This window comes from Streptomyces sp. NPDC089799 (genome assembly GCF_040684755.1).
Classification (GTDB): domain Bacteria; phylum Actinomycetota; class Actinomycetes; order Streptomycetales; family Streptomycetaceae; genus Streptomyces.
This window is the reverse complement of the sequence record NZ_JBFBGR010000008.1, coordinates 112,747-137,547: the sequence shown is the minus strand read 5'-3', so window position 1 is coordinate 137,547 and position 24,801 is coordinate 112,747. Positions and strand designations below refer to the sequence as shown.

Genomic DNA, 24,801 nt, shown 5'->3' with positions numbered 1-24,801 from the left:
GCCATGTCCGGGCTGCGGACGGCCGGTCCGGCCGGGCGGGCCGCCCGCTAGGGTGGTGGTACAGACCACAGGTCAAACGGCCGCAGAGGCCATCGGAGAGCGGAGAGAAGTCCGTGGGAGAGCGCAAGCCGATCGAATCCTGGCTCACCGACATGGACGGGGTCCTCATCCACGAGGGCACTCCCATCCCGGGTGCCGATGCCTTCATCAAGCGGCTGCGCGAGTCCGGCAAGCCCTTCCTGGTGCTGACCAACAACTCCATCTACACCCCGCGCGACCTGCACGCCCGGCTCCAGCGCATGGGGCTGGACGTGCCCGTCGAGAACATCTGGACCTCCGCGCTCGCCACCGCCAAGTTCCTGGACGACCAGCGGCCCGGCGGTACCGCGTACGTGATCGGCGAGGCCGGCCTGACCACGGCCCTGCACGACATCGGCTACGTGCTCACCGACCACGAGCCCGACTACGTGGTGCTGGGGGAGACCCGGACGTACTCCTTCGAGGCGATGACCAAGGCCGTCCGCCTGATCAACGCCGGTGCCCGCTTCATCTGCACCAACCCCGACGAGACCGGCCCGTCCACCGAGGGGCCGCTGCCCGCCACCGGAGCCGTGGCCGCGCTGATCACCAAGGCGACCGGCAAGAAGCCGTACTTCGCCGGGAAGCCGAACCCGCTGATGATGCGCACGGGTCTCAACGCGATCGGGGCGCACTCCGAGAGCAGCGCGATGATCGGCGACCGGATGGACACCGACGTGCTGGCCGGCCTGGAGGCCGGGATGCAGACCTTCCTGGTGCTCACCGGGCTGACCACGGTCGAGGACACCGAGAGGTTCCCGTACCGGCCGACCAAGACCGTGGACTCGATCGCCGATCTGGTGGACCTGGTCTGAGCCGGCTCCGGGGCGCCGTCTGCTCTGACCGGCTGATCCGGGTGACCCGTCTGCCGCGTCCCGGATGCGGCGGGGTGCCGCGCGAGTGAACCTCCTTGCAGGAGGAGGTTCACGATGCGCACTGCTCTGCTCGCTCTCCGTGCCACCGGCGCGGCCGCCGCCCTGACCGCCGTCTCCGTGCTCACCGCGCCCGCCGCTCCGGCGGACGACGGGGTCCGGGGCACGATCTGGGCCACCCCGACCACGGCCGAGCCCGGGGCGCAGGTCGAGCTGCGCGTCCTGGGCTGCGACGGCGGCAAGGGGGTCGCGAAGTCCCCGGTCTTCGTCTCGCCGGTTCCGCTGCACGGCCGGGGCGGCCACGGCGGCCGCAACGCCCCCGGTGGCGAGCTCTTCGGCGAAGCCACGATCAGCGTGCACGCCAAGCCGGGCTGGCACTCCGTCGAGGCGCACTGCGAGGGCGGCGCGGGCCGGGCCACCGGCTCGATCCAGGTCGTGCCGCACCGCGGCGGCGACCACGACGGGCCGGACCACGGCAAGCCGGACCACGACCGGCCGCCGTTCGCCCACCACACCCCCCGCTGGCCCGTCCACGCGGGCGGCGGTGGCATGGCCGGCAAGCTGCCCGAGGCGCAGAAGCTCCCCGCCGGCGGGAACGCCGCCGGCCCCGCGGGTGACGGCCCCGCCACCGAGAACCTCGCCGCGGCGAAGAAGCACCCGGCCCCGCAGGGCCCGGGCCTGCCGCACACCTTGATCGGCGCGTTCCTGGCGGCCGCCGCGACCCTGGCCGTGGCGGGCCGGGCGCTGACGCTGCGGCGCCGCCGCAGCGGGGAGTGACCGAGCCGAAGTCCTCGGGCGGGGGCCGGGTGCTGACCGTCGCCGCCTGGACGGTCCTGGTGCTGGGTCTCTGGCTGTGGGGACGCGAGATCACCGACGTGCGGCCCGGCATCGGCGCGGGCCAGGGCGGGGCGATGGCGCCGGCCGGTCTGCCGGCCGCGCACGCCCCGCTGGACCCCGCCCTGCCGCAGCGGGTCGACGTGCCCTCGATGGGAATCCGGGCCCCGCTGGTCCCGCGCGGCCTCGACGGTGACGGGGCGATCGAGCCGCCCCCCTTCGACCGCCCCGGAACGGTCGGCTGGTGGGGCGGCGGCACCCGCCCGGGAGAGGCGGGCGCCGCCCTGCTGGTGGGGCACGTGGACACCGCGTCGAAACCGGCGGTGTTCTACGGGCTCAGCACGGCGAAGCCGGGGGACAAGGTGCGGGTGGCCCGTACGGACGGCACGGTCGCCGAGTTCACCGTCGAGGACGTCCGGGTCTACGAGCGCCGGTCCTTCGACGCGCACAAGGCGTACGGCCCGAAGGTGCCGGGACGGGCCGAGCTGCGGCTGGTGACCTGCGGCGGGACGTACGACAAGGCCGCCGGGGAGTACACGGCGAACGTGGTGGTGTCGGCGTACCTGACCGGGACCGCCCGCTCCTGACCGGGACCTTCCCCGGCCGGTGCCGGAGAACGAAGAAGCCCCTCGCTGCTGCGAGGGGCTTCTTCCGTCGGTGCGCCGCCAGGGACTCGAACCCCGGACCCGCTGATTAAGAGTCAGCTGCTCTAACCAACTGAGCTAGCGGCGCCTGCTGACAGAGAAAACTCTACCCCACCTTCCGCGGTGTTCGTGACCAGCCACGCCCGGCTTGTCCGATTACCCCATATTCGTGCCCTTTTCCGTGCACTATATCTCTTGGCCGCGTCGAATCTGACGATGCGCCAGGTTTCTCCGGGCTGGGTGAGGAGTGGACGGAACCGCATGAGAACGCAGACGCAGGCGCAGCCACCGACACAGATGCCGGTGATCCGGGAGCCGGTTTTCGAGGAGTACGAGCCTGCAGGCGACTGCCCGTGCCGGGGCTGCGTCCGGCGGCGCCGGGCCCTGGCCGCCGGGCGGGCCGTACCGCTCAGGGACGGGGGGCACCCCGGGGCGCACGGGGCGAGGCGTGCGCTGGTGGTGGTGACGGCCGCCGGAGTGGTGCTGGGCGGCGGCGGTGTCACCTCGGCGGCAGCAGCGACCGATCCGGTCCCCCCGGGCGGCACCGGCCGGTCCGCGGACGCCGATCAGAACGGCGCGCCCGTCGCCCGCGACGACCCCGGGACCCCGCAGGGGCAGCGCGGCCCGCTGCACGGCCCGTCGGGGGTGTCGGCCAAGCCGCCGAGGACCACCACCCCGGCGAAGGTTCCGGTGGTCCGGCACATCGAGCGGGCGGCGATCATCAACCGGGCGAAGCTGTGGCTCGACGAGCAGGTCCCGTACAGCATGGAGCAGTACTGGTCGGACGGGTACCGGCAGGACTGCTCCGGCTTCGTCTCGATGGCCTGGAACCTCGGGACGAACGAGTGGACGGGCAGCCTGGACAAGTTCGCCACCAGGATCTCCAAGGACGAGCTCCTGCCGGGCGACATGCTGCTGTTCCACAACCCGTCGAACCCCAACAAGGGCTCGCACGTCGTGCTCTTCGGCGGCTGGGTGGACGAGACGCGGACGCACTACATCGCCTACGAGCAGACCAAGCCGATCACGCGGCGCCTGGCGACGCCGTACGGCTACTGGAACAACGCGACGAAGTACGTCCCGTACCGCTTCAACGGGGTCACGGGCGGCATCAGCCCGGACGACGCGAACCCCGGCGGGCCGCACGGAACGCCGCCGGTGACTCCGGTCGTGTCGACCGGGTACCCAGGCGCGTCGAAGTTCGGACCGGGAGCGGACAACGAGCACGTCGCCCGGCTCGCGCGGATGCTGATCGACCGCGGCGGGATGCGCTTCTACCCGAACGGGCCGTCGACCCGCTGGTCGGAGGCGGACCGGCTCGCCACGCAGGCGTTCCAGCAGGCCCAGGGGTGGACGGACGCCGAGGCGGACGGGCTCCCGGGGCCGGAAACGTGGAAGCTGCTGGTCGACGGGCAGGGCAAGGACATCAGGCCGACGGTCGCGGGCGGCACCCCGCCGAAGCCGACGACGCCGCCGAAGCAGTCGAATCCGCCGAAGACCGGGAGTCCGGGGGCCCCGAGGCCGACGGTGCCCCCGGGCACCGGCACCGGCACCGGCACCGGCATTGGCACCGGCACCGGCACCCGGCCGGTCAGGCCGGGTGTGGTGCCGCCGTTCCCGGGCGCCGGGGTGTTCCGGCCGGGGAAGGCGCACCCGGCGATCGAGGCGCTGGGCCGGCAGCTGGCCCGGAAGGGCTTCGGCAAGTACTACCGGACGGGCCCGGGGCCCCGCTGGTCGGAGGCGGACCGGCGTGCGGTCGAGGCGTTCCAGCGGGCCCAGGGCTGGCGGGGCGCCGAGGCCGACGGCTACCCGGGGCCGGAAACCTGGCGACGGCTGTTCGCATGACGGAGGCAACGATGTTCCCCACGCGCACCACGTCCACCACGGGCGCCATGTCCCTGCCCCCCGCCGCCCCCGCTCCCGAGCGGACCCGGCCCCCCGCACCGGCGGCAGCGACCCCTGCCCCTGCCACGGCCCCCGCGGCGGCCGCGGAGGAGGTCGCACCGACGCGGATGCTGCTGCCGCCCTGGCTGATCCGGGCAGAGCGGAGCGAGGACCACGGGGCGGAGGGCACTGCGGCCGTGGCCGCGGCCGTGGCCACGGATGCTGCGGCGGAAGCAGCAGACATGGCGGAAGCGGCAGACATGTCGGAAGCGGCAGACACGGCTGAAGTGGCGTACGCAGCGGAAGCGGTGGCTGCGGCGGCCCCTGTGGTCGGCGAGGCGAGGATCCCCGGCCCCGGCGTCGAGGTGATCGTCGCCGACGCCCTCGCGCGGGGCCTGGCGGAGGACGACACCGCGGACCCGGCGCTGCCCCTGGTGGTCCGGGCCGCCGCCCCCACCGAGATCCCGGTGCACCTGCTCTTCCGGGACCAGGTGGCCATGGCCGCCCCCGCCCCCAGCCCCGCCCCCGCGGCGGCATCGGCATCGGCATCGGCACCGGAGCCCGCCCCCGCCCCCGCCCTCGTCCCCGCTCCGCGCCTCGACGCGCGGCCCCGCCCGGTCCCGGACGCCCGGCACCCGCGTACGCCGGTGGTCCGCCGGGTACCCGGCGGGGACGACCGGCTCCGCGAGCGACGGGGCCCGGCGCTGCCCGGCTGGGCCGCCGCGGCCGTCGGCGGTCTGGCGCTCGCCGGGTGCGCCGCCGCGCTCTGGCGGGCCGGCGCCCTCCCCGACGCCCTGGTGGCCGCCTTCGGGATGCCCCCGCGCCCGTACCGCGGACTGCACGCCCACCACTGGCCCCCGCTCGCCCTCCTCGGCGTCGTGGCCCTGATCGCCCTCGGCGGCCTCGGCCGGGGCCGGACCGGCCACGCCTGGGTGCTGACCCTGTTCGGCCGCTACCGCGGCACCGTACGGCGCACCGGCCTGATCTGGATCAGCCCGCTGCTCCTGCGCCGCAAGGTCGACGTACGCCTCCGGCACTGGCGCAGCGACCCGCTGCCGGCCGTCGATGCGGGCGGGCTGGCCCTCCAGGTCGTCGTCCAGGTGGTGTGGCAGGTACGGGACACCGCGCGCGCCACCCTCGCGGTGGCCGACCACACCTCCTACCTCGCCGAGCAGGTGGAATCCGCCCTGGCCCGGGTGCTGTCCCAGCTGCCCGCCGACGCGTTCCACGAGGACGCACCGACCCTGCGCGACGCGGAGGCGGTCGGCGAGGCGCTCACCCGGATGCTGGCGGCCGAGACCGAGGCGGTCGGGATCGAGGTGTTCTCGGCCCAGCCGACGCGGATCGAGTACGCCCCCGAGGTCGCCGCCGCCATGCGCCGCCGCCGGGTGGCCGCGATCGACGCCAAGCACCGGGACAGCGTGCTGACCTCGGTCGTGGACGCGGTCGACGACACCGTCAACCGCCTCACCTCGCGCGGGCTCGTCGAACTCGACGACTACGAGCGCAAGGCGCTGGTGAAGGACCTCACCGTCGCCTTCTACACCGGGCGCCCCGAGTAACCCGCAGGACGGCACGAGGAACACCCGGCCGGCCGGTCCCCGCCCCCAAGGCGCGGATCGGTCGGCCGATTGGTCTGGACATGGCCAACTTCCGGAAATAATCTGTGACTTGGTCTAGACCTTCACGCCGATCGAACGCCCCATCGGTCGATGGATCGACGCGTCGACCCATCGACCCGTTGACCCATCGACCCGTCGATCCATCGATCCATCGATCCACCGCCCCGGCCGGACTGCCGGATCCCCGCGCGCGCACGCTCACCGGACTCCCCCCACGCTCAAGGAGCACCCATGCGCAATACCCGTACCGCCGCACGGGCCGGCGCCTCCGCGCTCGGCCTCGGCGTCATAGCCGCGGTCACCCTCCTCGCCGCCCCCGGCGCCAGCGGCCACGGCTACACCGACAGCCCGATCAGCCGCCAGAAACTGTGCGCGAACAAGACGGTCGCCGACTGCGGCGAGATCCAGTGGGAGCCGCAGAGCGTCGAGGGGTTCAAGGGCTTCCCGGCCCTCGGCCCCTCCGACGGCACCATCTGCGCCGGAGGCAACGCCCGGTTCGCCGAACTGGACAACCCGCGCGGCGGCGCGTGGCCCGCGACCAAGCTGACCAGCGGCGCCGCGCACACCTTCCGCTGGCAGTTCACCGCCAACCACGCCACCACCGACTTCAAGTACTTCGTCACCAAGGACGGCTGGGACCCGACCAGGCCGCTCACCCGGTCCGCCCTGGAGTCCCAGCCCTTCCTCACCGTGGCCTACAACGGCGCCCGCCCGCCGATGACCTTCAGCCACGAGGGCAGGCTGCCCTCCGGCAAGTCCGGCCGGCACATGATCCTCGCCGTCTGGACCGTCCACGACACCCCGATGGCCTTCTACGCCTGCTCGGACGTTCAGTTCTGACGTTCCGTCAATTATGGTCCGCGCATGGGGACCGAGGCGACCAAGGGGATCGACGGAGCCGGCGCGCCCGCGACCGTCGCGGAGCTCGTCGTCCGCCAGTGGGGCGACCACCGGCCGGGGCTGAGGAACGGCACCACCGTCCTCAGCCACCACCGGACCGCCCGCGAGGCCGCCGTCCGCGCCGCGCTGCTCACCGACCTGCTGCCACGGGGGGCGGAACCGCACATCGGCGTGCTCCTCGACAACACCCCGGAGTTCCCCTTCTGGCTCGGCGCGGCGGCCCTCGCCGGGGCCGCCGTCGCCGGCATCAACCCCACCCGGCGCGGCGCCGAGCTCGCCCGCGACATCCTGCACACCGAGTGCGCCCTGCTGGTCACCGAACGCGCCCACCTGCCGCTGCTCGCCGGCCTCGACCTGCCCGGCGTACGCGTCCTGGTCACCGACGGCGAGGAGTACGCCGACCTCCTCGCCCCCTACGCCGGCGCGACCCCGCAGGACCTGGCCGCGCGCCCGCCCGCGCCCGGCGACCGCCTCCTGCTGTACTTCACCTCCGGCTCCACCGGCGCCCCCAAGGCGGCCGTCTGCAGCCAGGGCCGGCTCGCCGCCGCCGGACACTCCCTCGCCCGGCACTTCTCCGTCACCCCGGACGACGTCCACTACGTCTGCATGCCGATGTTCCACGGCAACGCCGTGATCGCGGACTGGCTGCCCGCCCTCGCCGCCGGCGCCTCGGTGGCGCTCCGCCGCCGCTTCTCCGCCTCCGCCTTCCTGGACGACGTACGCGCCTACGGGGCGACCTACTTCACCTACGTCGGCCGGGCCGTCCAGTACCTGCTCGCCACCCCGCCCCGGCCCGACGACCACGACAACCCGCTCCGCCTCGGCTTCGGCACCGAGGCGGGCGCGGTGGACGCGGCCCGGTTCGCGGCCCGCTTCGGGGTCCGGCTGGTCGAGGGCTACGGCGCCACCGAGGGCGGCGCCTCCGTCCAGCGCGGCCCCGACACCCCGCCCGGGGCCCTCGGACGGGCCGCGCCCGGCGACGACCTCGCGGTGATCGACCCGGACACCGGCCGCGAATGCCCTCCCGCCCGGCTGGACGCGGCGGGCCGGCTGCTCAACGGCGACCGGGCCATAGGCGAACTCGTCAACCGCGGCCGCAGCATGTTCGAGGGCTACTGGCGCAACCCGGACGCGGAGGCCGCCCGCACCCGCAACGGCTGGTACTGGACCGGCGACCTGTTCTTCCGCGACACCGACGGCCACCTCTACTTCGCCGGGCGGACCGACGACCGGCTCCGCGTCGACAGCGAGAACCTGGCCGCCGCCGTGATCGAGAACATCCTGGCCCGCTGGCCGGACGCGGCGGCCGTCGCCGTGTACGCCGTCCCGGACGAGGTCGCCGGCGACCAGGTGATGGCCGCGCTCGCCCTCCGCCCCGGCGCCGTCTTCGACCCGGCCGCCTTCGAGGAGTTCCTCACCGCCCAGCCCGACCTCGGCACCAAGATGGCCCCCCGGTACGTCCGGGTGGTCCCCGCCATGCCGGTCACCGCCACCAACAAGGTCCACCGGGTGGCCCTGCGCCGGGCCGGCTTCCTCCCCGCCCCGGCGCCGGGAGGCACCGGCCCCGCCCCCGACCCCGTCTGGCACCGCCCGCCCGGCCGGACCTCCTACCGCCCGCTGACCGCACCCGACCTCGAAGCGATCCTCACCCGCTACGAAGCCCAGGGCCGGGCCGACCTGCTGTCCCGCTAGGGCCTGTCGTCGCCGGGACGGCGGCCGCCCGCCGCGCCCGGGTGCCGAGGCCGGCCCCGGAGGGCCACGGGCGGGCCGTGCCGGGGTGCCGGGCGGAGGCGGGACGGTCAGGATCGGGACATGGGGTTCCTCCTGCCGGTGGTCTTCGCGCTGTTCGCCGCGTGCAGCAACGCCCTGGCCACCGTGCTCCAGCGGCGGGCCGCGCTGACCGTGCCGCAGAGCCGGGGCTTCCGGCCGGGGCTGTTCCTGGACCTGGTCCGCAAGCCGGTCTGGCTGTTCGGCATCCTGGCGGTGATCGCCGCCGGCGCGGGCCAGGCCGCGGCCCTCGCGACGGGCGCACTGGCCCTCGTACAGCCGTTGTTCGTCCTGGAACTGCCGCTGGCCCTGCTGATCGCCTCGTTGTTCGTCCGGCGGCCGCTGCCCGGCGCGCAGTGGGCGGCCGTGGCCGGGGTGGTGGGCGGCCTCGGCCTGGCCCTGGTGGCGCTCTCGCCCACCGGCAACCGCACGGACGTACCGCCGGACCGCTGGATCCCGACACTGGCGGCCGGCGCCGGGGCCGTCCTGGCCCTGACCGCGGCCGGGCTCCGCCGCCCGCCGGGGCGGATCCGGGCGGTCTGCCTGGGCCTGGCCACCGCCCTCTGCTACGCGCTGACGGCCGCACTCATGAAATCGGCGGTGCACGACTTCGAAGAGGACGGGTGGCAGGCGTTCCTGACCGGCTGGCCGACCTACGCGATGGTGGTGACGGGCATCTCCGCACTGCTCCTCTTCGGCAACGCCATGCAGGGCGGCCCGCTGGTCGCCTCCCAGCCGGCCCTCACCCTGGGCGACGCCTGCACCGGCCTGGTCCTGGGCGTGCTGCTGTACGAGGAGCACGTGCGCGGAGGGTGGTGGCTGGTGCCGCAGCTGGCGGGGGTGGCCCTGGTGGCGGCGGGCGTCGTGGTCCTGGCCCGGACGGACGACCCGGTCTGACCGCGCCCGATCCCCGATCACCGCCCCGCCCCGGCTTCCCGCCCCCGGCTTCCCGCCGCCGGTGCCCCCGGTCGGAGCAATCCTCGTACCGGACCGTGGCACGGGGGACCCCCGGTGGTACGGGGAAGGGCATGCGCCCGCGCCCGCAACCGCCACCGCCACCGCACGTCTCACGAGGACTCCGCTCGGCCGCGGCCCACGCGTGGCGGCTGCTCGTCGTCGGTGCCGCCGTCTACGCCGTCTTCGCCGTGCTCGGCCGCTTCCACGAGATCGGCGTCGGCCTCTTCCTCGGGCTGGTGATCACGGCGATGCTCCGGCCGGCCGCCGACACCGTGGTGCGCGGCGGGCTGCCGCGCGGGGCGGCCGTCGCGATCGTGCTGCTCGGCAGCATCGCACTGGTCCTCGGGGTGCTGGCGCTGGTCGGCGAGGCGGTGGCGGGGGAGAGCACCACCCTGGTCCGCGAGTTCAGGGTGGGTCTCGACCGGATCGAGGACTGGCTGGCGCGGCCGCCGTTCAACCTGGACGAGGGCGCCCTCACCGGCCTCCAGTCCCGCATCGCGGAGTACGTCTCCACCCACCGGTCGGCGCTGCTGAGCACGGCCCTCAGCGGGGCCGGCACGCTGGTGCACGTGATGGCCGTGCTCGTGCTGGCCCTGTTCTCCGCCGTGTTCTTCATCCACTCCGGGAACCGCCACTGGGCCTGGTTCTGCGCCCAGCTCCCGGAGCCGGCCCGGCCCCGCTGGGACACCGCCGGGCGCGCCGCATGGCGCACCTTCACCGGGTACACCCGCGGCATCGTCCTCGTCGCCGCCACGAACGCGATCCTGGTCGGACTGGCCCTGTACCTGCTGGGGGTGCCGCTCGCGGTGCCGCTGGCCCTGCTGGAGTTCGTCGCCGCGTTCGTGCCCCTGGTGGGCTCGCCGGTCGCCCTGGCCGTGGCGACGGTGGTCGCCCTCGCGGCGAACGGGCCCTGGACGGCCGCGGTGGTCCTCGCCCTGATCGTGGTCATCGGCCAGATCGAGGGCCACCTCCTGCACCCGCTGGTGATGAGCTGGGCGGTGCGCCTCCACCCCCTGGTGGTCGCGGTCTCCGTCCTGGCCGGTGCCACCGCCGCCGGGGTCGTCGGCGCGGTCGTGGCCGTCCCCCTGGTCTCCGTCCTCTGGGCGGTCCGCATCTCCCTCCGCACCCCTCCACCCGCACTGATCCCACCTGCCTCCCCGGCCCCACCCCCACCACCGGTCCCGTGAGGGGGCGTGCCGGTGTTCCGGTCTTCCGGTGGAGGTGGCGGAGGGGTGAACGGGGGTGGTCACGAGCACCCCTCGGGACCGGGTAGTATTTTCTCTGTCAGCAGGCGCCGCTAGCTCAGTTGGTTAGAGCAGCTGACTCTTAATCAGCGGGTCCGGGGTTCGAGTCCCTGGCGGCGCACCTGATCTCAGGGCGGTTTCCGGTTCACCGGGAGCCGCCCTGAGTGCTTTCCGGAGCCTCGACGGGTGTACCGGAGGCTACCGGGCGGGCGGGGTCTACCGGCCGGCTCTGCCGGGCGGGCCTTCCCGGAGCCTCGCCGGTCCGGGGGCCGCGAAGCGGAAGGCCGGGGGCCCAGGCAACGGGAGCCCGGGCGTCGGGAGCCCAGGGCTCAGAGCGTCAGCGAGAGCAGGAGGGGTGCGGCCTTCCGGTTCAGGGCGTCCGCCGCGGCCCGCAGCCGGTGGGCGTGCTCCACCGGCATGGACAGGGCCAGGCAGCCCACCGAGGCCCCGGCCGTGATCGGCACCGCCGCGCAGACCGTGCCCACCGCGTACTCCTGCAGGTCCAGCACGGGGACGGTGGCGGGCTGGCTGTCCAGCTTGGAGAAGAGCACCCGCTCGCTCGTGATCGTCTTGGACGTCAGCCGGGCGATCCTGTGCCGGGACAGGTGGTCGCGCCGCCCGTTCACGTCGAGCTGCGTCAGCAGGCACTTGCCGACCGCGCTCGCGTGCGCGGCGGAGCGGAAGTCGACCCACTCGTGCACCTTCGGGGTGCGGGGGCTGTCCGCGAACTGCGTGATCCTGACCTCGCCGTCCACGTAACGGCTGATGTAGACGGCGGCGCCGACCGAGTCGCGCAGCCGGTCCAGGGTGTCCTGCAGCTTGTTCTGGAGGGCCTGCTGCCGGTCGGTGCCGGAGCCGAGCAGCACCAGGGAGTCGCCTATCGCATAGGCGCCGTCCGAGACCTGGAGCACGTACCCCTCGCGGCGCAGCATCAGGAGCATGGGGGCGAGGTGGACGGCCGGCAGGCCCGTCTCGCGGGCGATCTGCGTATCGGTCACGCCACCGGGGTGCCGTCCGATCGTTTCCAGCACGCGCAGGGCGTACTGCACCGAGTGGAACGGCGCGGTCGGCTCGGGCTTCAGCGCCACGGTTTCCCCCTAGCAGGTTGTTACCGCTTGCTCTACCACGATAGCCATCAAGAGGCCCACGTGGAGCGCCTGTTGATGAGATTGATGGCTCGATCACGCCCTTCGGCCTGGATCTACTCCGCTGGCATATGCCAAGGTCAAGGGCGGTGTCCCGACTCGCCGGGAATGCCCGAGGACCACCTCCTGTTCGAGATCTCCGTACGCCGTACCGGACGGCGTGCGCTGCGACGGGAGCGACGATGAGCGACAGGCGGGACGGGAGCCGCGACGGCGACCCGGACGGCGCCCGCGAGGGCGTACCGGAGGGCGTGTCCGAGGGCGCGGGGGAGCGCACCGGTGGTGCGGGTGGTGACGGTGAGCGCGCCGGGGGCGCCCCGGCGGGCACCGGAGGCGCCCCCTCCGCGGACGGTATCCGGGGCACCGTCCGCGGCTCGGCCCAGGTCCCGCTCTCCGTGCTGGACCTGGTGACCGTGGGCAGCGGCAGCACCGCCCACCACTCCCTGCGCACCAGCGTGGAACTGGCCCGCCTCGCCGAGTCCCGCGGCTACCACCGGCACTGGGTCGCCGAGCACCACTCCATGCCCGGCGTGGCCAGCTCCTCCCCGGCGGTGATCCTGGCCCACCTGGCCGCCCACACCTCCCGCATCCGGCTCGGCTCGGGCGGGGTGATGCTGCCCAACCACGCCCCGCTCGCCATCGCCGAGCAGTTCGGCACCCTGGAGGCCCTCGCCCCGGGCCGGGTCGACCTCGGTCTGGGCCGCGCGCCCGGAACCGACGGCCGGACCGCCGCCGCGCTGCGCGGCACCGCCCGGCCCGACGCCGAGGCCGCCGAGTTCCCGGACCGGCTCGCCGAGCTGACCCGCTTCCTGGACGACGACTTCCCCGCCGGGCACCCCTACGCGCGGGTGCACGCGGTCCCCGGGCCGGTGCAGGGGCCCGCGGCCCGGCCCCCGGTCTGGCTGCTCGGGTCCTCCGGGTTCAGCGCCCGGCTGGCCGGCGAGCTGGGCCTGCCCTTCGCCTACGCCCACCACTTCTCGGCGGCCGGCACGCTGCCCGCGCTCGCGCTCTACCGGGACAGCTTCCGTCCCTCCGCCGTCCTGGACGCCCCGTACGCGATGATCGGCGTCTCCGTGCTGGCCGCGGAGGACGAGGAGCGGGCCCGCGCCCAGGTGCTCACCGGCGCGCTGGCGATGCTCCGGCTGCGCACCGGGCGGCCCGGACTGGTCCCGACCCCGCAGGAGGCCGCCGCGTACTCCTTCTCCCCGGCGGAACGGGAGTTCACCGACGGCCGGCTCTCCAACGTCGTCCACGGCACCCCGGAGCAGGTGCGGGCCGGGCTGGACGCGCTGGTGGCGCGCACCGGCGCGGACGAGCTGATGCTGACCGCCAACGTGCACGGCGGGGCGGCCCGGTTGCGCTCGTACGAGCTCGTCGCAGATGCGTACGGGATGACCGGATGAGGGCCTGAGCCCGACCGGAGGCCGGCCGGGCCGGAGGTTTCCGGCAGCTGACGGGGGATGAACGGAGTTCGGCTGGTTTGTTGCCGAAACCTTGCGCCGGGTTTCCTCAAGGCAGTCCTAAACCGCTCGTCACCGGGGGTGGCGGGCGGATTCTCATGCGCCTCCACCCCTCCCACCTGGGAAATTGCGCCGCGAGTGGTCTAGTCCTTCTTTGGCGCAAACCATTGACGGGGTCATCTCGTGATCGCTATCACTTCTCCCACCCGGGCTGTTACATCCTCCCCACGTCCTCCCCTCCCACCTCCGGAGGCTGTTCATGCACATCCGTAAACCCCTCGTCGCGGCCGCCGCCACGGCCGCGCTCGCCGCCGGAGCGCTGGCCGGTTTCGCGGGCCTCGGCACCGCCCAGGCCGCGGACGCCTCGGCCACCGCCGCCGCCGGCGGTGTCCGGATCGCCTATTACGACCAGTGGAGCGTGTACGGGAACGCCTTCTACCCCAAGCACCTCGACACCCGGGGCATCGCGAGCAAGCTGGACGTCATCAATTACTCGTTCGGCAACATCCACCCCACCGAACTCACCTGTTTCGAGGCCAACAAGGCGGCCGGCGACGACAACAACCCCAACGCCGGCGACGGCGCGGGTGACAGCTACGCGGACTACCAGAAGTCCTTCGGTGCCGCCGACAGCGTGGACGGCGTCGCGGACAAGTGGGACCAGCCGATCGTGGGCGTCTTCAACCAGTTCAAGGAACTGAAGGCCAAGTACCCCCACCTGAAGATCAACATCTCGCTGGGCGGCTGGACGTACTCCAAGTACTTCCACGACGCGGCCAAGACCGACGCCTCCCGCAAGAAGTTCGTCGCCTCCTGCATCAAGCAGTACATCAAGGGCGACCTGCCGGTGGAGGGCGGCTTCGGCGGTCCCGGCACCGCGGCGGGCATCTTCGACGGCATCGACATCGACTGGGAGTACCCGGGCTCCTCCGGCGGCCACCTGGGCAACCACTACGGGCCCGAGGACAAGCAGAACTTCACCCTGCTGCTGCAGGAGTTCCGCAAGCAGCTCGACACCGAGGGCGCGGCCAACGGCGGTAAGAAGTACATGCTGACCGCGGCCCTCCCGGCCGGCCAGGACAAGATCAAGTACATCGAGACCGACAAGATCGGCCAGTACTTGGACTACGCCAACATCATGACGTACGACATGCACGGCGCCTGGGACGGCGACGGGCCGACGTACCACCAGTCCCCGCTGTACCCGTCCGCGGCCGACCCGACCGACCCGATCGCGCCCGGCGTCGAGAAGTACAGCATCGACAACGCCATCGACTCGTGGATCGACGGCAACCCGGCCTACGGCATCACCGGCGGCTTCCCCGCCAACAAACTGACCCTGGGCTACGAGTTCTACTACCGCGGCTGGAAGGGCGTCCCGGCGGGCACCACCAACGGCCTCGCGCAGCCCGCCACCGGCGGCTCCGGCGCCCGTCCGCTCAGCCAGCAGGCCGGCATCGCGCACTACAAGGAGCTCGGCGGGATCGTCGACAACCCCGCCACCACCTTCTGGGACGACGCCTCGAAGTCCTCGTACTTCTACAAGGACGGCGAGTTCTTCACCGGCCTGAACCAGAGGTCCATCCAGGAGCGCGTCGCCTACGGCAAGCAGCGCGGCCTGGCCGGCGCGATGATGTACTCCCTGCTCGGCCTGGACAACAACGCCACCCTGCTGGGCCGGATCAACGACGCGCTCGGCGGCACCACGGTCCCGCCGACCACCCCGCCCACCACACCCCCCACCACGCCGCCGACCACCCCGCCCACGACCCCGCCGACCACGCCGCCCACCACGGGCTGCGGCAGCCTCCCGGCCTACGTCGCGGGCACCGTCTACAACGGCGGCAGCGAGGTCTCCCACAACGGCCGCAAGTGGAAGGCCAAGTGGTGGACCCAGAACGAGACCCCCGGCACCACCGGTGAATGGGGCGTCTGGCAGGACCTCGGCGCCTGCTGATCCCCCCACCTCGCGCCGAGCGACCCGCCCCTGCCCACCGGCAGGGGCGGGTTCGCCTCTTCGTGGTGCGCCCCTTCGTGGTGCGCCCTTCCCCGGTGCGCCCGTCCGGGCCCGCGCCGCCTCAGGGCGCGTCGCCGGGGCCGCCCGCCCCGGAGCGCCCGCCGATCATCTCGGCGATGCGCTCCGGGGCGACCGCGCGCGAGTACAGCCAGCCCTGGCCGGTGTCGCAGCCGACCCGCCGGAGCCGGGCGGCCTGGCCGGCCGTCTCCACGCACTCGGCGGTCACCGTCAGCCCCAGCCGGTGCGCCAGCTGGACCAGAGCCTCGACGATGGTCTCGTCGGCCGGATTGGGATGGGCGCCCTCCTCGTAGCGGAAGCCGCGGACGAAGGAGCCGTCCAGCTTCAGCACCGAGACCGGCAGCCGGCTGAGGTAGGCGAGGTTGGAGTAGCCGGTGCCGAAGTCGTCGATGGCGATCCGGACGCCCATGTCACTCAGTGCCTGCAGCGCCTGAAGCGGCCGCCCGGCCGAACCCATCACCGCCGACTCGGTGAGCTCCAGCTGGAGCAGCTGCGGGGCCAGCCCGGTCTCCGCGAGGATCTCCGCCACGTCGCCCACCAGGTCCGAGTCCCACACCTGCCGGACCGCCACGTTCACCGACACGAACACCGGGGAATCACTGGGGTGCTCGATCTGCCAGCGCCGGGCCTGCCGGCACGCCGTCCGCAGCACCCACTGCCCCAACTGGACGATCGAACCGTCCTCTTCCGCAATTCCGATGAACCGATTCGGCGCAAGCGGTCCGAACTGCGGATGATTCCACCGCACCAGGGCCTCCACGCCCCGCACGGCCCCGCTCTCCAGGTCCACCAGCGGCTGGTACTCCAGCGCGAACTCGCCCCGCTCCACGGCCGGACGGAGGGTCGAGCTGAGCGCCTGCCGCGTCATCCGGTGCGCGTTGCGCTCCGGGTCGAAGAGCGTCCAGCGGGCCTTGCCGTCCGCCTTCGCCCAGTACAGCGTGGTGTCGGCGGCCTGCATCAGCCCGGTGGCCGAGGTCCCGGCGGCGGCCCGCTCCACCACGCCGATCGAGGCCGACACCGACAGCCGCTGCCCGGCCAGCTCGAACGGCTCCTGCACGGCGGTCAGCACGGACCGGGCCAGATCGGCCAGCTCCTCGGTGCCGGTGGAGTCCTCGACCAGCAGCGCGAACTCGTCGCCGCCGAGCCGGGCCACCAGGTGCCCGCCCGTGCGCCCGTAACCGGACTGGTCGGCGCACTGGGTGAGCCGGGCAGCCACCGCGGTCAGCAGCCGGTCCCCGATCCGGTGCCCGAGGGTGTCGTTGACCGCCTTGAACCCGTCGAGGTCCAGGTAGCACAGCCCGATCCGGCCCGTGCCGCCGTGCTCGTACGAGGACGCCTCCAGAGCGGCGGAGAGCCGCTCGAAGAACAGCGCCCGGTTGGGCAGCCTGGTGACCGGGTCGTGCATCTGCAGGTGCCGGAGGCGGGCCTGCAGATCGCGCCGGTCGCTGATGTCCGCGACGGACAGCAGGACGTCCCGGGTGCCGGGCACCGGCCCGAGGGTCACCTCGGTCCACAGGCTGTGCCCGTCGGGGTGCTTCAGCCGCCGGGTGCAGCGCAGTCTGGCCTGCCGGCCGCGCAGCACCTCCCGGTACGCCTGCCAGGTCCGGGCCTCGGCGGCCAGGTCGACCAGGTCGGCCGCCGACTGCTCGACCAGTTCGTGCGGCTCGGCTCCGAGCAGCCCGCCGAGGGCCTCGTTCGCGGCGACGACGAAGCCGTCCCGGTCGACGACCGCCATCGGGAGATGGGCCGCGTTGAAGGCCGCTCGGTAGTCGCGCAGTTCACGCTCCGTAGTGGCCGGTCGGATGCTGTCGGCCGCCGAACCGGTTCCCTCTGAGGTTCCGCCCACCGTTCGCTCCCGCAGTGCTCGTGATGTCCGCGCAGGAAAGTGTGCCGATCATAGAGGCAGGCGGGAGGCCCTATCCAGCGGCGGCGCCGTCCCGGGCGGGGCGCTTCGGCGTCTTGACGCCCTTCTGACGGCGGGTCGGGCGGGGGCGCCAGGGTGCCGCCCGATCGTTTCTGCGCGGCTGTGAACACAGCGGGCTCCCCCGTGATCGGTCGTGACGCTTCGTAATCTCCCGTTCGGGCGTGTGCGAGAAGGTCCGACACCGTCGATCACTCAGGTGGGGCAGCGGAACAGGACATAAGTAGGACAATCCCCGCAAGGTGGTTGGGATGGATCGAATCCCCCCACCGGAGGTCGATGTGCCGCGACAGCAGACACCCGGGGGAGTGGACCGTCGTATGCGCAGTGCGGCGGCGGCCCTCACTTCCATGACGGCGCTCGCCGCCACGTCGCTGGTCGCGGGACCTGCGGTCGCCGACACCGGCGCCGGCCCGTGCGCGCTCACCCGTACGGCGGCGCACCATTCGGTGGGCCTGGACACCTGGAACCGGGCCTACCCCAAGCCGGAGCGCACCCTCGACGCGGTGATGGTCTTCCTGTCCTTCCCCGACGCCGTCCCGAAGACCACTCCCCGGGAACTGACCGCCGACTACTTCCCCGCCACCGGCGCGTTCTTCGAGCGGGCCTCGTACGGCAGGTTCCGGCTGGCCGCGCACCCGCAGAAGGCATGGATCCGGATGCCGAAGCCGTCCACCGAGTACCGCATACAGCGTGACTGGGACCCGGACGACCGGGCGTCCTACCTGCGGGACGCGGTCGCCGCCGCCGACCGGGCCGTCGACTTCTCCGCCTACGACATCGTCTACTTCGTCGCCGATCCCGACGCCCCGGGGGTGGACTCCGACGCCACCAAGGTCGTCAACTTCGACCGGCCGATCCGCGCGGACGGCGCCGAACTCCGCCGGATCGTGACGGTCTTCGAGCAGCATCCGCCGGACCGCAACGTGCTCGCGCACGAGACCGGCCACGTCTTCGACCTGCCGGACCTCTACCACCGGCCGACGGACGGCAAGGGCGACTGGGACACCTATGTCGGCGACTGGGACGTCATGGGCAGCCAGTTCGGCATGGCCCCGGACCTGTTCGCCTGGCACAAGTGGAAGCTGGGCTGGCTCGGTCCCGGGCAGGTGGACTGCGTGCAGAGCGGCTCCTCCCTGCACACCCTGGAACCGCTGGGCGAGGAGGTGCCGCGCGGCGGCACCGGCGGCACCCGGCTGGCGGTGATCCGTACGGGCCCCGGCAGCGCGATCGCCGTGGAGGCGCGGGGTTCGGCCGGGAACGACGGGGACACCTGCACCGAGGGCGTGCTCGTCTACCGGGTCCGCAACGAGGCGCCGTCCGGCGGTGGCCCGATCGAGGTGCTCGACGGGCACCCGGGGACTGAGGCGTGCTGGGACCGGTCGGTGTACCCGCCGCTGGCGGACGCCCCGCTGGAGGTGGGGGAGACGTTCACGGTGCCGGGTGAGCGGATCACGATCGAGGTGGCCGACCGGACCCCGTCGGGGGCCTATACGGTGAAGATCACCACCTGAGGACTCCGCCCCCCGGGTGGCCCCGCCGGGAAACGAAGAAGCCCCTCGCTGCTGCGAGGGGCTTCTTCCGTCGGTGCGCCGCCAGGGACTCGAACCCCGGACCCGCTGATTAAGAGTCAGCTGCTCTAACCAACTGAGCTAGCGGCGCCTGCTGACGTCGTAGACATTAGCATCCCGATCCGCCGAAGGAAAAATCGATACCCGCAGGTCGGCGGCGGAAGCGGAGGACGTGGCCCGCGCGGCGCGGACGCAGGCCCAGAGCAGGGCCTCGGGCCCGGGCAGCCACGGGCTGCGCGTGTCGGGGGCGACCAGCCAGCGCGACGGGCCCGGCGGCGGGAGCAGGGCCGGGACGGTCACGGCGTCGCCCCGCCCGTGGCAGAGCGGCGCGGGGACGGAGGTGGCCCACTCCTCCCAGTCCAGCAGGGCGGGCAGCCGCTGGGCGGTCCCCGGGGCGGCGAAGAGCAGCATCCGGCCGCGGTGCACGGCCACCGGCCCGGAGCCGGGGCCCTCGCCCCACAGCAGGTCCAGCAGTCGCCGCCCGAAGACGACCGGGACGTTGACGATGTCGAACGCCGTCCCGCACGGCAGCACGGCGGGCGCGGAGGGCCGCTGCCGCCACAGCGAAAGGGTGCTCTGCGGGTACGCCGACGAGGAGGCGAGCCAGGCGGCCCCCTCCAGGGTGACCTGCGTGGCCTGTGCGACCCGCGCGGCCTCGAAGGCGGGACAGCCGCTGTTCGGAGAGAGCGTCGTCGTCATGCATCCAGGTGTACCCGCCGTACGCAACCGGTTTCGCCGGGTTACGGGAAATGGCCCCGCACGGGCCCGGGGTGGGGTATGTTGCGCGCCGCATATGCCAGATGCCCGGGACGCATGGGTGTCGGGCGGGGCCGGACGTGGCGGGGCCGGGCGTGGCAGGCGGTCAGGTGGGGCAGGCGGTCAGGTGGGCAGGACGGCCGGGCCCGGGTGGGTGGGGCCGGCCGGGTGGTCCGGTCAGTCGTCCGGGAGGCCCTTGAGGAGGTCCTCGCCGAACTCGATCATCTTGCGGGCGTAGTCCTCGGTCCACTCGACCCGTTCCGCGATGGCGGCGGGCGGCAGGCGGTCGAACCGGCGCGGGTCCGCCAGCTGGGCCGCGGCCACCGCCTGGAACTCCATGGCACGGTCCTGGGCGGCCCGGAACGCCAGCGCCAGCTCCGTCGCGCGGACCAGCAGCTCGTGCGGGTCGTCGATGGACTCCAGATCGAAGAAGTGCTCCGGGTCCGCGGCAGCCTCCGAGGGCTCGAAGAGCAGCGGCGCGGGCCGCAGCCTCCGCTCGGTCCGCTCGGGCTCTGCCATGCGTGTCCTCCTGCGCTCGCGGTCCACCGGTCCTTCCGGGCCACCCTCTATTGTCCAACGCCGCGCAAGACCGCCGCTCGAAGGGCGGGGCGGGCGGGTGTCAGGGGGGTGCGGCGGGGCAGACAGGGAGGGGCGGCGCACGCAGAGCGCGCCGGCGCGCGGACGCGGGGCGCCGGGCAGGAGCGCGGATCGGGACAGCACGGAGCGGGAGCACCGAGCGGGAGCACCGAGCGGGAACATCGAGCGGGAACATCGAGCGGGGACACCGAGCGGGAGCACCGAGCGGGAGCACCGACAAGGAGCAGGGAGCGAGGAGCGCGGATGCACGAGGAGCTCGACCGCCTGGCGGCCAAGGCCGCACCGCAGGTCATCGCCTGGCGCCACCACCTGCACCGGAACCCCGAGCTGTCCAACCGGGAGGAGGCCACGTCCCGGACGGTCGCCGGGGCGCTCCGCGACCTCGGCCTCGACGAGGTCCGCACCGGGATCGCCGGTCACGGCGTGGTCGGCGTGCTGCGCGGCGGGCTGCCCGGGGACCGGGTGGCCGCGCTCCGTGCCGACACCGACGCGCTGCCCGTCCCCGACCGCTGCGGCACCGGCTTCGCGTCCGCCGTTCCGGGCGTGTCGCACGCCTGCGGGCACGACTGCCACACGGCGATGCTGCTCGGCGCCGCCGCCGTGCTGGCCGGCGTACGGGACCGGCTGCCCGGCACGGTGCTGTTCGTGTTCCAGCCGGCCGAGGAGGGGCCGCCGGTGGACGAGGAGGGCGGGGCCCGGCGGATGGTCGCCGAGGGTGCCTTCGGGGACCCCGTGCCCACCATGGCCTTCGGGATGCATGTCACCCCGCACCCCAAGGGGCACGTCGGCTACCGGGTGGGCAACCAGTACGCGGCGTCCAGCCTGGTCCGGATCACCGTCACGGGGCAGCAGACGCACGGCTCCACGCCCTGGCACGGCATCGACCCGATGCCGGCGGTCGGCGCGCTGCTCACCGGGATCGGCCAGCTCTACCGGCAGGTCTCCGCGTTCACGCCGGTCACGGTGTCCATCGGGCACATCGAGGACGTGGGCCGGTTCAACGTCATCGGCGAGACGGTCACCCTCTGGGGGACCGTCCGGTGCGCGGAGGAGAAGGACATGGCCGGGGTCCGGTCCCGGCTGACGGTCCTCGCCGAGCACACGGCGCGCGCCTACGGCTGCACCGCGGCGGTCGAATACCTGCAGGACGTGCCGGCCGTGCACAACAGCGAGGAGTGGGTGACGGCGGCGCTGCCCACTCTGCGCCGGGTGGCCGGTGCGGGCCGGCTCGTCGAGACCGGCGGGACCCTCGGCTATGACGACGTCTCCGAGCTCGTGGGCCGGTTCGGCGGCCTGTACGTGATGCTCGGGGTGCAGGACTCCCTGCTGGACGAGTACGGCGAGGCGGTGCCGGAGCCGGGCGGCCGGGGGGTCGTCCGCAACCACCACCCCGGCTTCTACGCCGACGACGACACGCTGGTCACCGGCGTCCGGCTGCACGTGCACGTCGCGTACGACCACTTGGCGGGGGCACTCGTCACCGGCTGAGCGGGGCTGCCCGCGGGTCGCCGGTGGCGCCGGTGACGCCGGCCGCGCTGATCCGCGCCGGGCAGGGCATGCCCCGCCCGGCGCGGCACGCAACCGCCCGAAACCGGGGTCAGGAGCTGACGGGCTGCTCGGTGGCGAGCTTGGCCAGCTCGTCCAGGACCTCGGTCAGCCGGTCGGCGAAGCCCTCCGGCGCGGTGAAGCCCTCGTCGCCGAGGTGGCCGTAGATGCTCGGGACCGAGGCGCGGCTCTCGGCCACGCGGGCGCCGATCCGCGTCAGCACGTCGGCGATGCCCTCGGCGGCCGGGACGCCGCCCGACGGGCCGGCGGTGTAGCTGACCAGGCCGACCGGCTTGCCCTGCCACTCGCGGTAGAGGTAGTCGACGGCGTTCTTCAGCGGGGCGGCGAAGGCGCCGTTGTACATGGTGAGAACGAAGAGCACGGCGTCGCCGGACTCGATCAGCGCGCTCCAGTCCTTGGTGTGCTGGTGGGTGTAGGGCTCGCCGGAGGCGGGCGCCGCCGGCTCGTCGAGCAGGGGCAGGTTGATCTCGGCGAGGTCCACCGGGACGACCTCGAAGCCGCCGTGCTCGGCGGCGGCCCCGCCGATCCAGGCGGCGAGCGGCCGGCCGGTGGAGACCGGGCGGGTGCTGGTGGAGACGACGAGCAGGCGCGGCATGGAGAACCCCCGTTGATCAGGCGCCGGTAGTTGACGTGTCACCAATAAAACCCATGAGTCGATGACGTGTCAACCACCTAGATGACATGTCACCTACCTCGCTAGAGTGGGCCCATGAGCGACACCTCCCACGCTCCGTCCGGACCGGAGCCCGAGCCGCGCTGGCTCGATGCGGCCGAAATGCGCGCCTGGCACGCCTGGCGGCGCGCGGTCCCGCTGGTCAATGCGGCGATCGCGCGCGACCTGGGCCGGGACAGCGGGCTCTCCGAAGCCGACTACGACGTCCTGGCCATGCTCAGCCGCAGCCCCGGCCGGCGCCGCCGGATCAGCGGCCTCGCCGAACTCATGCTGTGGTCCCGCAGCCGCCTCTCCCACCAGCTGACCCGCATGGAACAGCGCGGCCTGGTCCGCCGAGAGGGGGTGGCCGCGGACGGCCGCGGGGCCGAGGTGGTGCTGACCGGGGACGGCTGGGCCGTCATCGAGGCGGCCGCCCCGATGCACGTCGAATCGGTCCGCCGGCACCTGATCGACCTCCTCGCCCCCGAGCAGCTGGAGGCGCTGGCCGCCATCGGCGACACCCTCACGACCGCCGCCCTGGACTGCGGCCCCGGGCGCGACTGACGGGGTGGGGGTAGCCCCACCCCGCACCCGGGGGGTGATCGGATGCCCGCCCGACCGTCAGATTCATACGGTTGTCTACATGTTGAAGCGGACAGCACGCCCCCTGCTCCCCCTCGCCCTGGGCGCCACCCTCGCGGTGACCGCGGTCACCGCGAGCACCGCGGCCGAAGCCGCCGTCCCCGGGACGGCCGCCGCCGTGCACCGTGCCGACGGCCCGACCGTACGCACCGACAAGGGCCTCGTACGCGGCGCGGTCACCGACACCGTCCGCACCTTCCAGGGCATCCCCTACGCCGCCCCGCCCACCGGCGAACGCCGCTGGGCCCCGCCCGCCCCGGTCCGGCGCTGGTCCGGCGTCCGCGAGGCCACCCGGCCCGGCTCCGCCTGCCCCCAGACCGGAGCCATCGGCCCCCTCGGCCCGCACTCCGACGACGAGGACTGCCTCTCCCTGAACGTGACCACCCCGCGGACCGCCGCGGTCCGGCCCCGCGCCGTGATGGTCTACCTGCACGGCGGCGACCACAGCGACGGCGCGGGCTCCATGCACGGCGCCCGACGGCTGGCCGCGCAGGGCGACGTGGTCGTCGTCACCGTCAACTACCGGCTCGGCGCCCTGGGCTACCTGGCCCACCCCGACCTCGAACGGCGCGGCGAATCCGGCAACTACGGCTTCCTCGACCAGCAGGAGGCCCTCCGCTGGGTGCGCCGCAACGCCGCGGCCTTCGGCGGCGACCCGCACGACGTCACCCTCTTCGGCGAGTCCGCCGGCGGCCACAGCAGCTGCGCCCACCTGGTCGCCCCGTCCTCCGCCGGGCTCTTCGACCGGGTCATCCTCCAGAGCGCCCCCTGCACGGGCCCCGACGGCGGGCGCGAGCGCGCGACCGCGCTGCGGGACGGCGAGCGGACGGCCGCCGGGATCACCGACCGACTCAAGGGGGACGGTGTCCCCGGGGCGGACTGGCACACCGCCGGCACCGAGTACCTGGTGCGTCCTCCGTTCGGACCGGAGCCCGCGTACGGACCGTCCTACGGCGGCGCGCTGCTGCCCCGCACCCCGCGCGAGGCCTTCGCCTCGGGCCGCTTCAACCGGGTCCCGGTGCTGCTCGGCACCACCCGGGACGAGGAACGCGGCCGGGTGAACGCGATGGAGGGCATGAAGAAGGCGACCACGGGTGACCCGCAGGCCCGGCTCGACCGGGCCGACGTCCTCGCCGCCCTGGGAACGGAGTTCGGTGCGGAACGGGCCGGAGTCATTGCCGCCCACTACCCTGCCGACGCCTACGGCGGCTCGTACGCCCTCGCCCTGGCCGCCGCCCTCACCGACGGCAAGTGGGCCCGGCACGCCGTGGACATGGGTCGCGCGCTGTCCGCGCACTCGCCCACGTACACCTACGAGTTCGCCGAGGCCGACGTGCCCTGGTACTCCGACCCGAGCATCCCGAAGCCGGCCGGGCCGAAGGGTGCCCCGCACACCTTCGACCTCCCCTACCTCTTCGAACTCGACACGTACGAGCAGCTGAACCCGGCCCAGCGCGCACTGTCCGACGACATGATCCGCATCTGGACCGACTTCGCCCGCACCGGGAAGCCCGGCTCCACCGCGGAATGGAAGCCCACCACCCCGGCGGCGGTGAACGCCCTGGCCCTGGCCTCGGGCCCGAACGGCATCCGCCCGGTGGACTTCGCCAAGGACCACCGGTACGGGTTCTGGAAGTCCCTGGGCTGAACCGGC

General features: G+C 73.7%; 20 protein-coding genes and 3 tRNA genes. 16 read left to right on the top strand and 7 right to left on the bottom strand.

What is annotated here, in order from left to right:
- Positions 1 to 113: 113 nt before the first annotated feature.
- The 3 genes from AB0O36_RS10980 to AB0O36_RS10970 all read left to right on the top strand — a co-directional run bounded on the left by AB0O36_RS10980 (position 114) and on the right by AB0O36_RS10970 (position 2,371).
- Positions 114 to 893 carry an HAD-IIA family hydrolase gene (locus AB0O36_RS10980; protein WP_365107203.1) on the top strand — a complete coding sequence of 260 codons (780 nt, stop codon included), beginning with the start codon at positions 114 to 116 and terminating at the stop codon, positions 891 to 893.
- Between the two features lie 114 nt (positions 894 to 1,007).
- The gene (locus AB0O36_RS10975; RefSeq protein ID WP_365107200.1) at positions 1,008 to 1,727 is read left to right on the top strand and encodes a hypothetical protein; all 720 of its coding nucleotides are present in this window, start codon (positions 1,008 to 1,010) and stop codon (positions 1,725 to 1,727) included.
- Positions 1,724 to 2,371 carry a class F sortase gene (locus AB0O36_RS10970; RefSeq protein WP_365107197.1) on the top strand — a complete coding sequence of 216 codons (648 nt, stop codon included), beginning with the start codon at positions 1,724 to 1,726 and terminating at the stop codon, positions 2,369 to 2,371. The genes AB0O36_RS10975 and AB0O36_RS10970 overlap by 4 nt, the downstream gene beginning before the upstream one ends.
- A 71-nt stretch (positions 2,372 to 2,442) precedes the next feature.
- Here AB0O36_RS10970 and AB0O36_RS10965 read toward each other — a convergent pair.
- A tRNA-Lys gene (locus AB0O36_RS10965) sits at positions 2,443 to 2,516 on the bottom strand.
- Between the two features lie 218 nt (positions 2,517 to 2,734).
- Here AB0O36_RS10965 and AB0O36_RS10960 point away from each other — a divergent pair.
- The 7 genes from AB0O36_RS10960 (at position 2,735) to AB0O36_RS10930 (ending at position 10,923) form a co-directional block, all read left to right on the top strand.
- On the top strand, positions 2,735 to 4,273 hold the full coding sequence (locus AB0O36_RS10960; protein ID WP_365107580.1) for a peptidoglycan-binding protein: 1,539 nt from the start codon (positions 2,735 to 2,737) through the stop codon (positions 4,271 to 4,273).
- On the top strand, positions 4,270 to 5,874 hold the full coding sequence (locus AB0O36_RS10955; protein WP_365107195.1) for an SPFH domain-containing protein: 1,605 nt from the start codon (positions 4,270 to 4,272) through the stop codon (positions 5,872 to 5,874). Before AB0O36_RS10960 ends, AB0O36_RS10955 begins: the two co-directional genes overlap by 4 nt.
- 291 nt (positions 5,875 to 6,165) lie before the next feature.
- Positions 6,166 to 6,774, top strand: a complete 609-nt coding sequence (locus tag AB0O36_RS10950) for a lytic polysaccharide monooxygenase (RefSeq protein ID WP_365107192.1) — start codon at positions 6,166 to 6,168, stop codon at positions 6,772 to 6,774.
- A gap of 24 nt (positions 6,775 to 6,798) precedes the next feature.
- Positions 6,799 to 8,526, top strand: coding sequence for an AMP-binding protein (locus AB0O36_RS10945; RefSeq protein ID WP_365107189.1), 1,728 nt, complete (start codon positions 6,799 to 6,801; stop codon positions 8,524 to 8,526).
- Positions 8,527 to 8,646: 120 nt separating this feature from the next.
- The gene (locus tag AB0O36_RS10940; protein ID WP_365107187.1) at positions 8,647 to 9,498 is read left to right on the top strand and encodes a DMT family transporter; all 852 of its coding nucleotides are present in this window, start codon (positions 8,647 to 8,649) and stop codon (positions 9,496 to 9,498) included.
- 131 nt (positions 9,499 to 9,629) lie between these two features.
- The gene (locus tag AB0O36_RS10935) at positions 9,630 to 10,745 is read left to right on the top strand and encodes an AI-2E family transporter (protein ID WP_365107184.1); all 1,116 of its coding nucleotides are present in this window, start codon (positions 9,630 to 9,632) and stop codon (positions 10,743 to 10,745) included.
- 104 nt (positions 10,746 to 10,849) lie between these two features.
- Positions 10,850 to 10,923, top strand: a tRNA-Lys gene (locus AB0O36_RS10930).
- Positions 10,924 to 11,131: 208 nt separating this feature from the next.
- Here AB0O36_RS10930 and AB0O36_RS10925 read toward each other — a convergent pair.
- Positions 11,132 to 11,890, bottom strand: a complete 759-nt coding sequence (locus AB0O36_RS10925) for an IclR family transcriptional regulator C-terminal domain-containing protein (protein WP_365107182.1) — start codon at positions 11,888 to 11,890, stop codon at positions 11,132 to 11,134.
- A gap of 239 nt (positions 11,891 to 12,129) precedes the next feature.
- Here AB0O36_RS10925 and AB0O36_RS10920 point away from each other — a divergent pair, with 239 nt between their 5' ends.
- Positions 12,130 to 13,350 (top strand): LLM class flavin-dependent oxidoreductase, encoded by a 1,221-nt coding sequence (locus AB0O36_RS10920; RefSeq protein WP_365107179.1) that lies wholly within the window; start codon positions 12,130 to 12,132, stop codon positions 13,348 to 13,350.
- Between the two features lie 316 nt (positions 13,351 to 13,666).
- Positions 13,667 to 15,364, top strand: a complete 1,698-nt coding sequence (locus tag AB0O36_RS10915) for a glycosyl hydrolase family 18 protein (RefSeq protein ID WP_365107177.1) — start codon at positions 13,667 to 13,669, stop codon at positions 15,362 to 15,364.
- A 121-nt stretch (positions 15,365 to 15,485) separates the two neighbouring features.
- Here AB0O36_RS10915 and AB0O36_RS10910 read toward each other — a convergent pair whose 3' ends face one another.
- The gene (locus tag AB0O36_RS10910; RefSeq protein ID WP_365107577.1) at positions 15,486 to 17,246 is read right to left on the bottom strand and encodes an EAL domain-containing protein; all 1,761 of its coding nucleotides are present in this window, start codon (positions 17,244 to 17,246) and stop codon (positions 15,486 to 15,488) included.
- 398 nt (positions 17,247 to 17,644) lie between these two features.
- On the opposite strand from AB0O36_RS10910, the gene AB0O36_RS10905 reads away from it, so the two are divergent.
- A complete protein-coding gene (locus tag AB0O36_RS10905; protein ID WP_365107574.1) occupies positions 17,645 to 18,877 on the top strand; it encodes a M6 family metalloprotease domain-containing protein in 1,233 nt (410 codons plus the stop codon).
- Between the two features lie 74 nt (positions 18,878 to 18,951).
- Here AB0O36_RS10905 and AB0O36_RS10900 read toward each other — a convergent pair.
- The 3 genes from AB0O36_RS10900 to AB0O36_RS10890 all read right to left on the bottom strand — a co-directional run bounded on the left by AB0O36_RS10900 (position 18,952) and on the right by AB0O36_RS10890 (position 20,209).
- A tRNA-Lys gene (locus tag AB0O36_RS10900) sits at positions 18,952 to 19,025 on the bottom strand.
- Positions 19,016 to 19,633 (bottom strand): hypothetical protein, encoded by a 618-nt coding sequence (locus AB0O36_RS10895; protein ID WP_365107174.1) that lies wholly within the window; start codon positions 19,631 to 19,633, stop codon positions 19,016 to 19,018. The genes AB0O36_RS10900 and AB0O36_RS10895 overlap by 10 nt, the downstream gene beginning before the upstream one ends.
- A gap of 234 nt (positions 19,634 to 19,867) precedes the next feature.
- On the bottom strand, positions 19,868 to 20,209 hold the full coding sequence (locus tag AB0O36_RS10890) for a hypothetical protein (protein WP_365107173.1): 342 nt from the start codon (positions 20,207 to 20,209) through the stop codon (positions 19,868 to 19,870).
- A gap of 321 nt (positions 20,210 to 20,530) precedes the next feature.
- Between AB0O36_RS10890 and AB0O36_RS10885 the strand changes: the two genes are divergently transcribed.
- Positions 20,531 to 21,775 carry an amidohydrolase gene (locus tag AB0O36_RS10885; protein WP_365107170.1) on the top strand — a complete coding sequence of 415 codons (1,245 nt, stop codon included), beginning with the start codon at positions 20,531 to 20,533 and terminating at the stop codon, positions 21,773 to 21,775.
- A gap of 109 nt (positions 21,776 to 21,884) precedes the next feature.
- Here AB0O36_RS10885 and AB0O36_RS10880 read toward each other — a convergent pair whose 3' ends face one another.
- On the bottom strand, positions 21,885 to 22,448 hold the full coding sequence (locus AB0O36_RS10880; protein WP_365107167.1) for an NADPH-dependent FMN reductase: 564 nt from the start codon (positions 22,446 to 22,448) through the stop codon (positions 21,885 to 21,887).
- A gap of 114 nt (positions 22,449 to 22,562) precedes the next feature.
- Between AB0O36_RS10880 and AB0O36_RS10875 the strand changes: the two genes are divergently transcribed.
- On the top strand, positions 22,563 to 23,069 hold the full coding sequence (locus AB0O36_RS10875) for a MarR family winged helix-turn-helix transcriptional regulator (RefSeq protein WP_365107165.1): 507 nt from the start codon (positions 22,563 to 22,565) through the stop codon (positions 23,067 to 23,069).
- A gap of 79 nt (positions 23,070 to 23,148) precedes the next feature.
- Positions 23,149 to 24,795 (top strand): carboxylesterase family protein, encoded by a 1,647-nt coding sequence (locus AB0O36_RS10870; RefSeq protein WP_365107163.1) that lies wholly within the window; start codon positions 23,149 to 23,151, stop codon positions 24,793 to 24,795.
- Positions 24,796 to 24,801 lie beyond the last annotated feature (6 nt).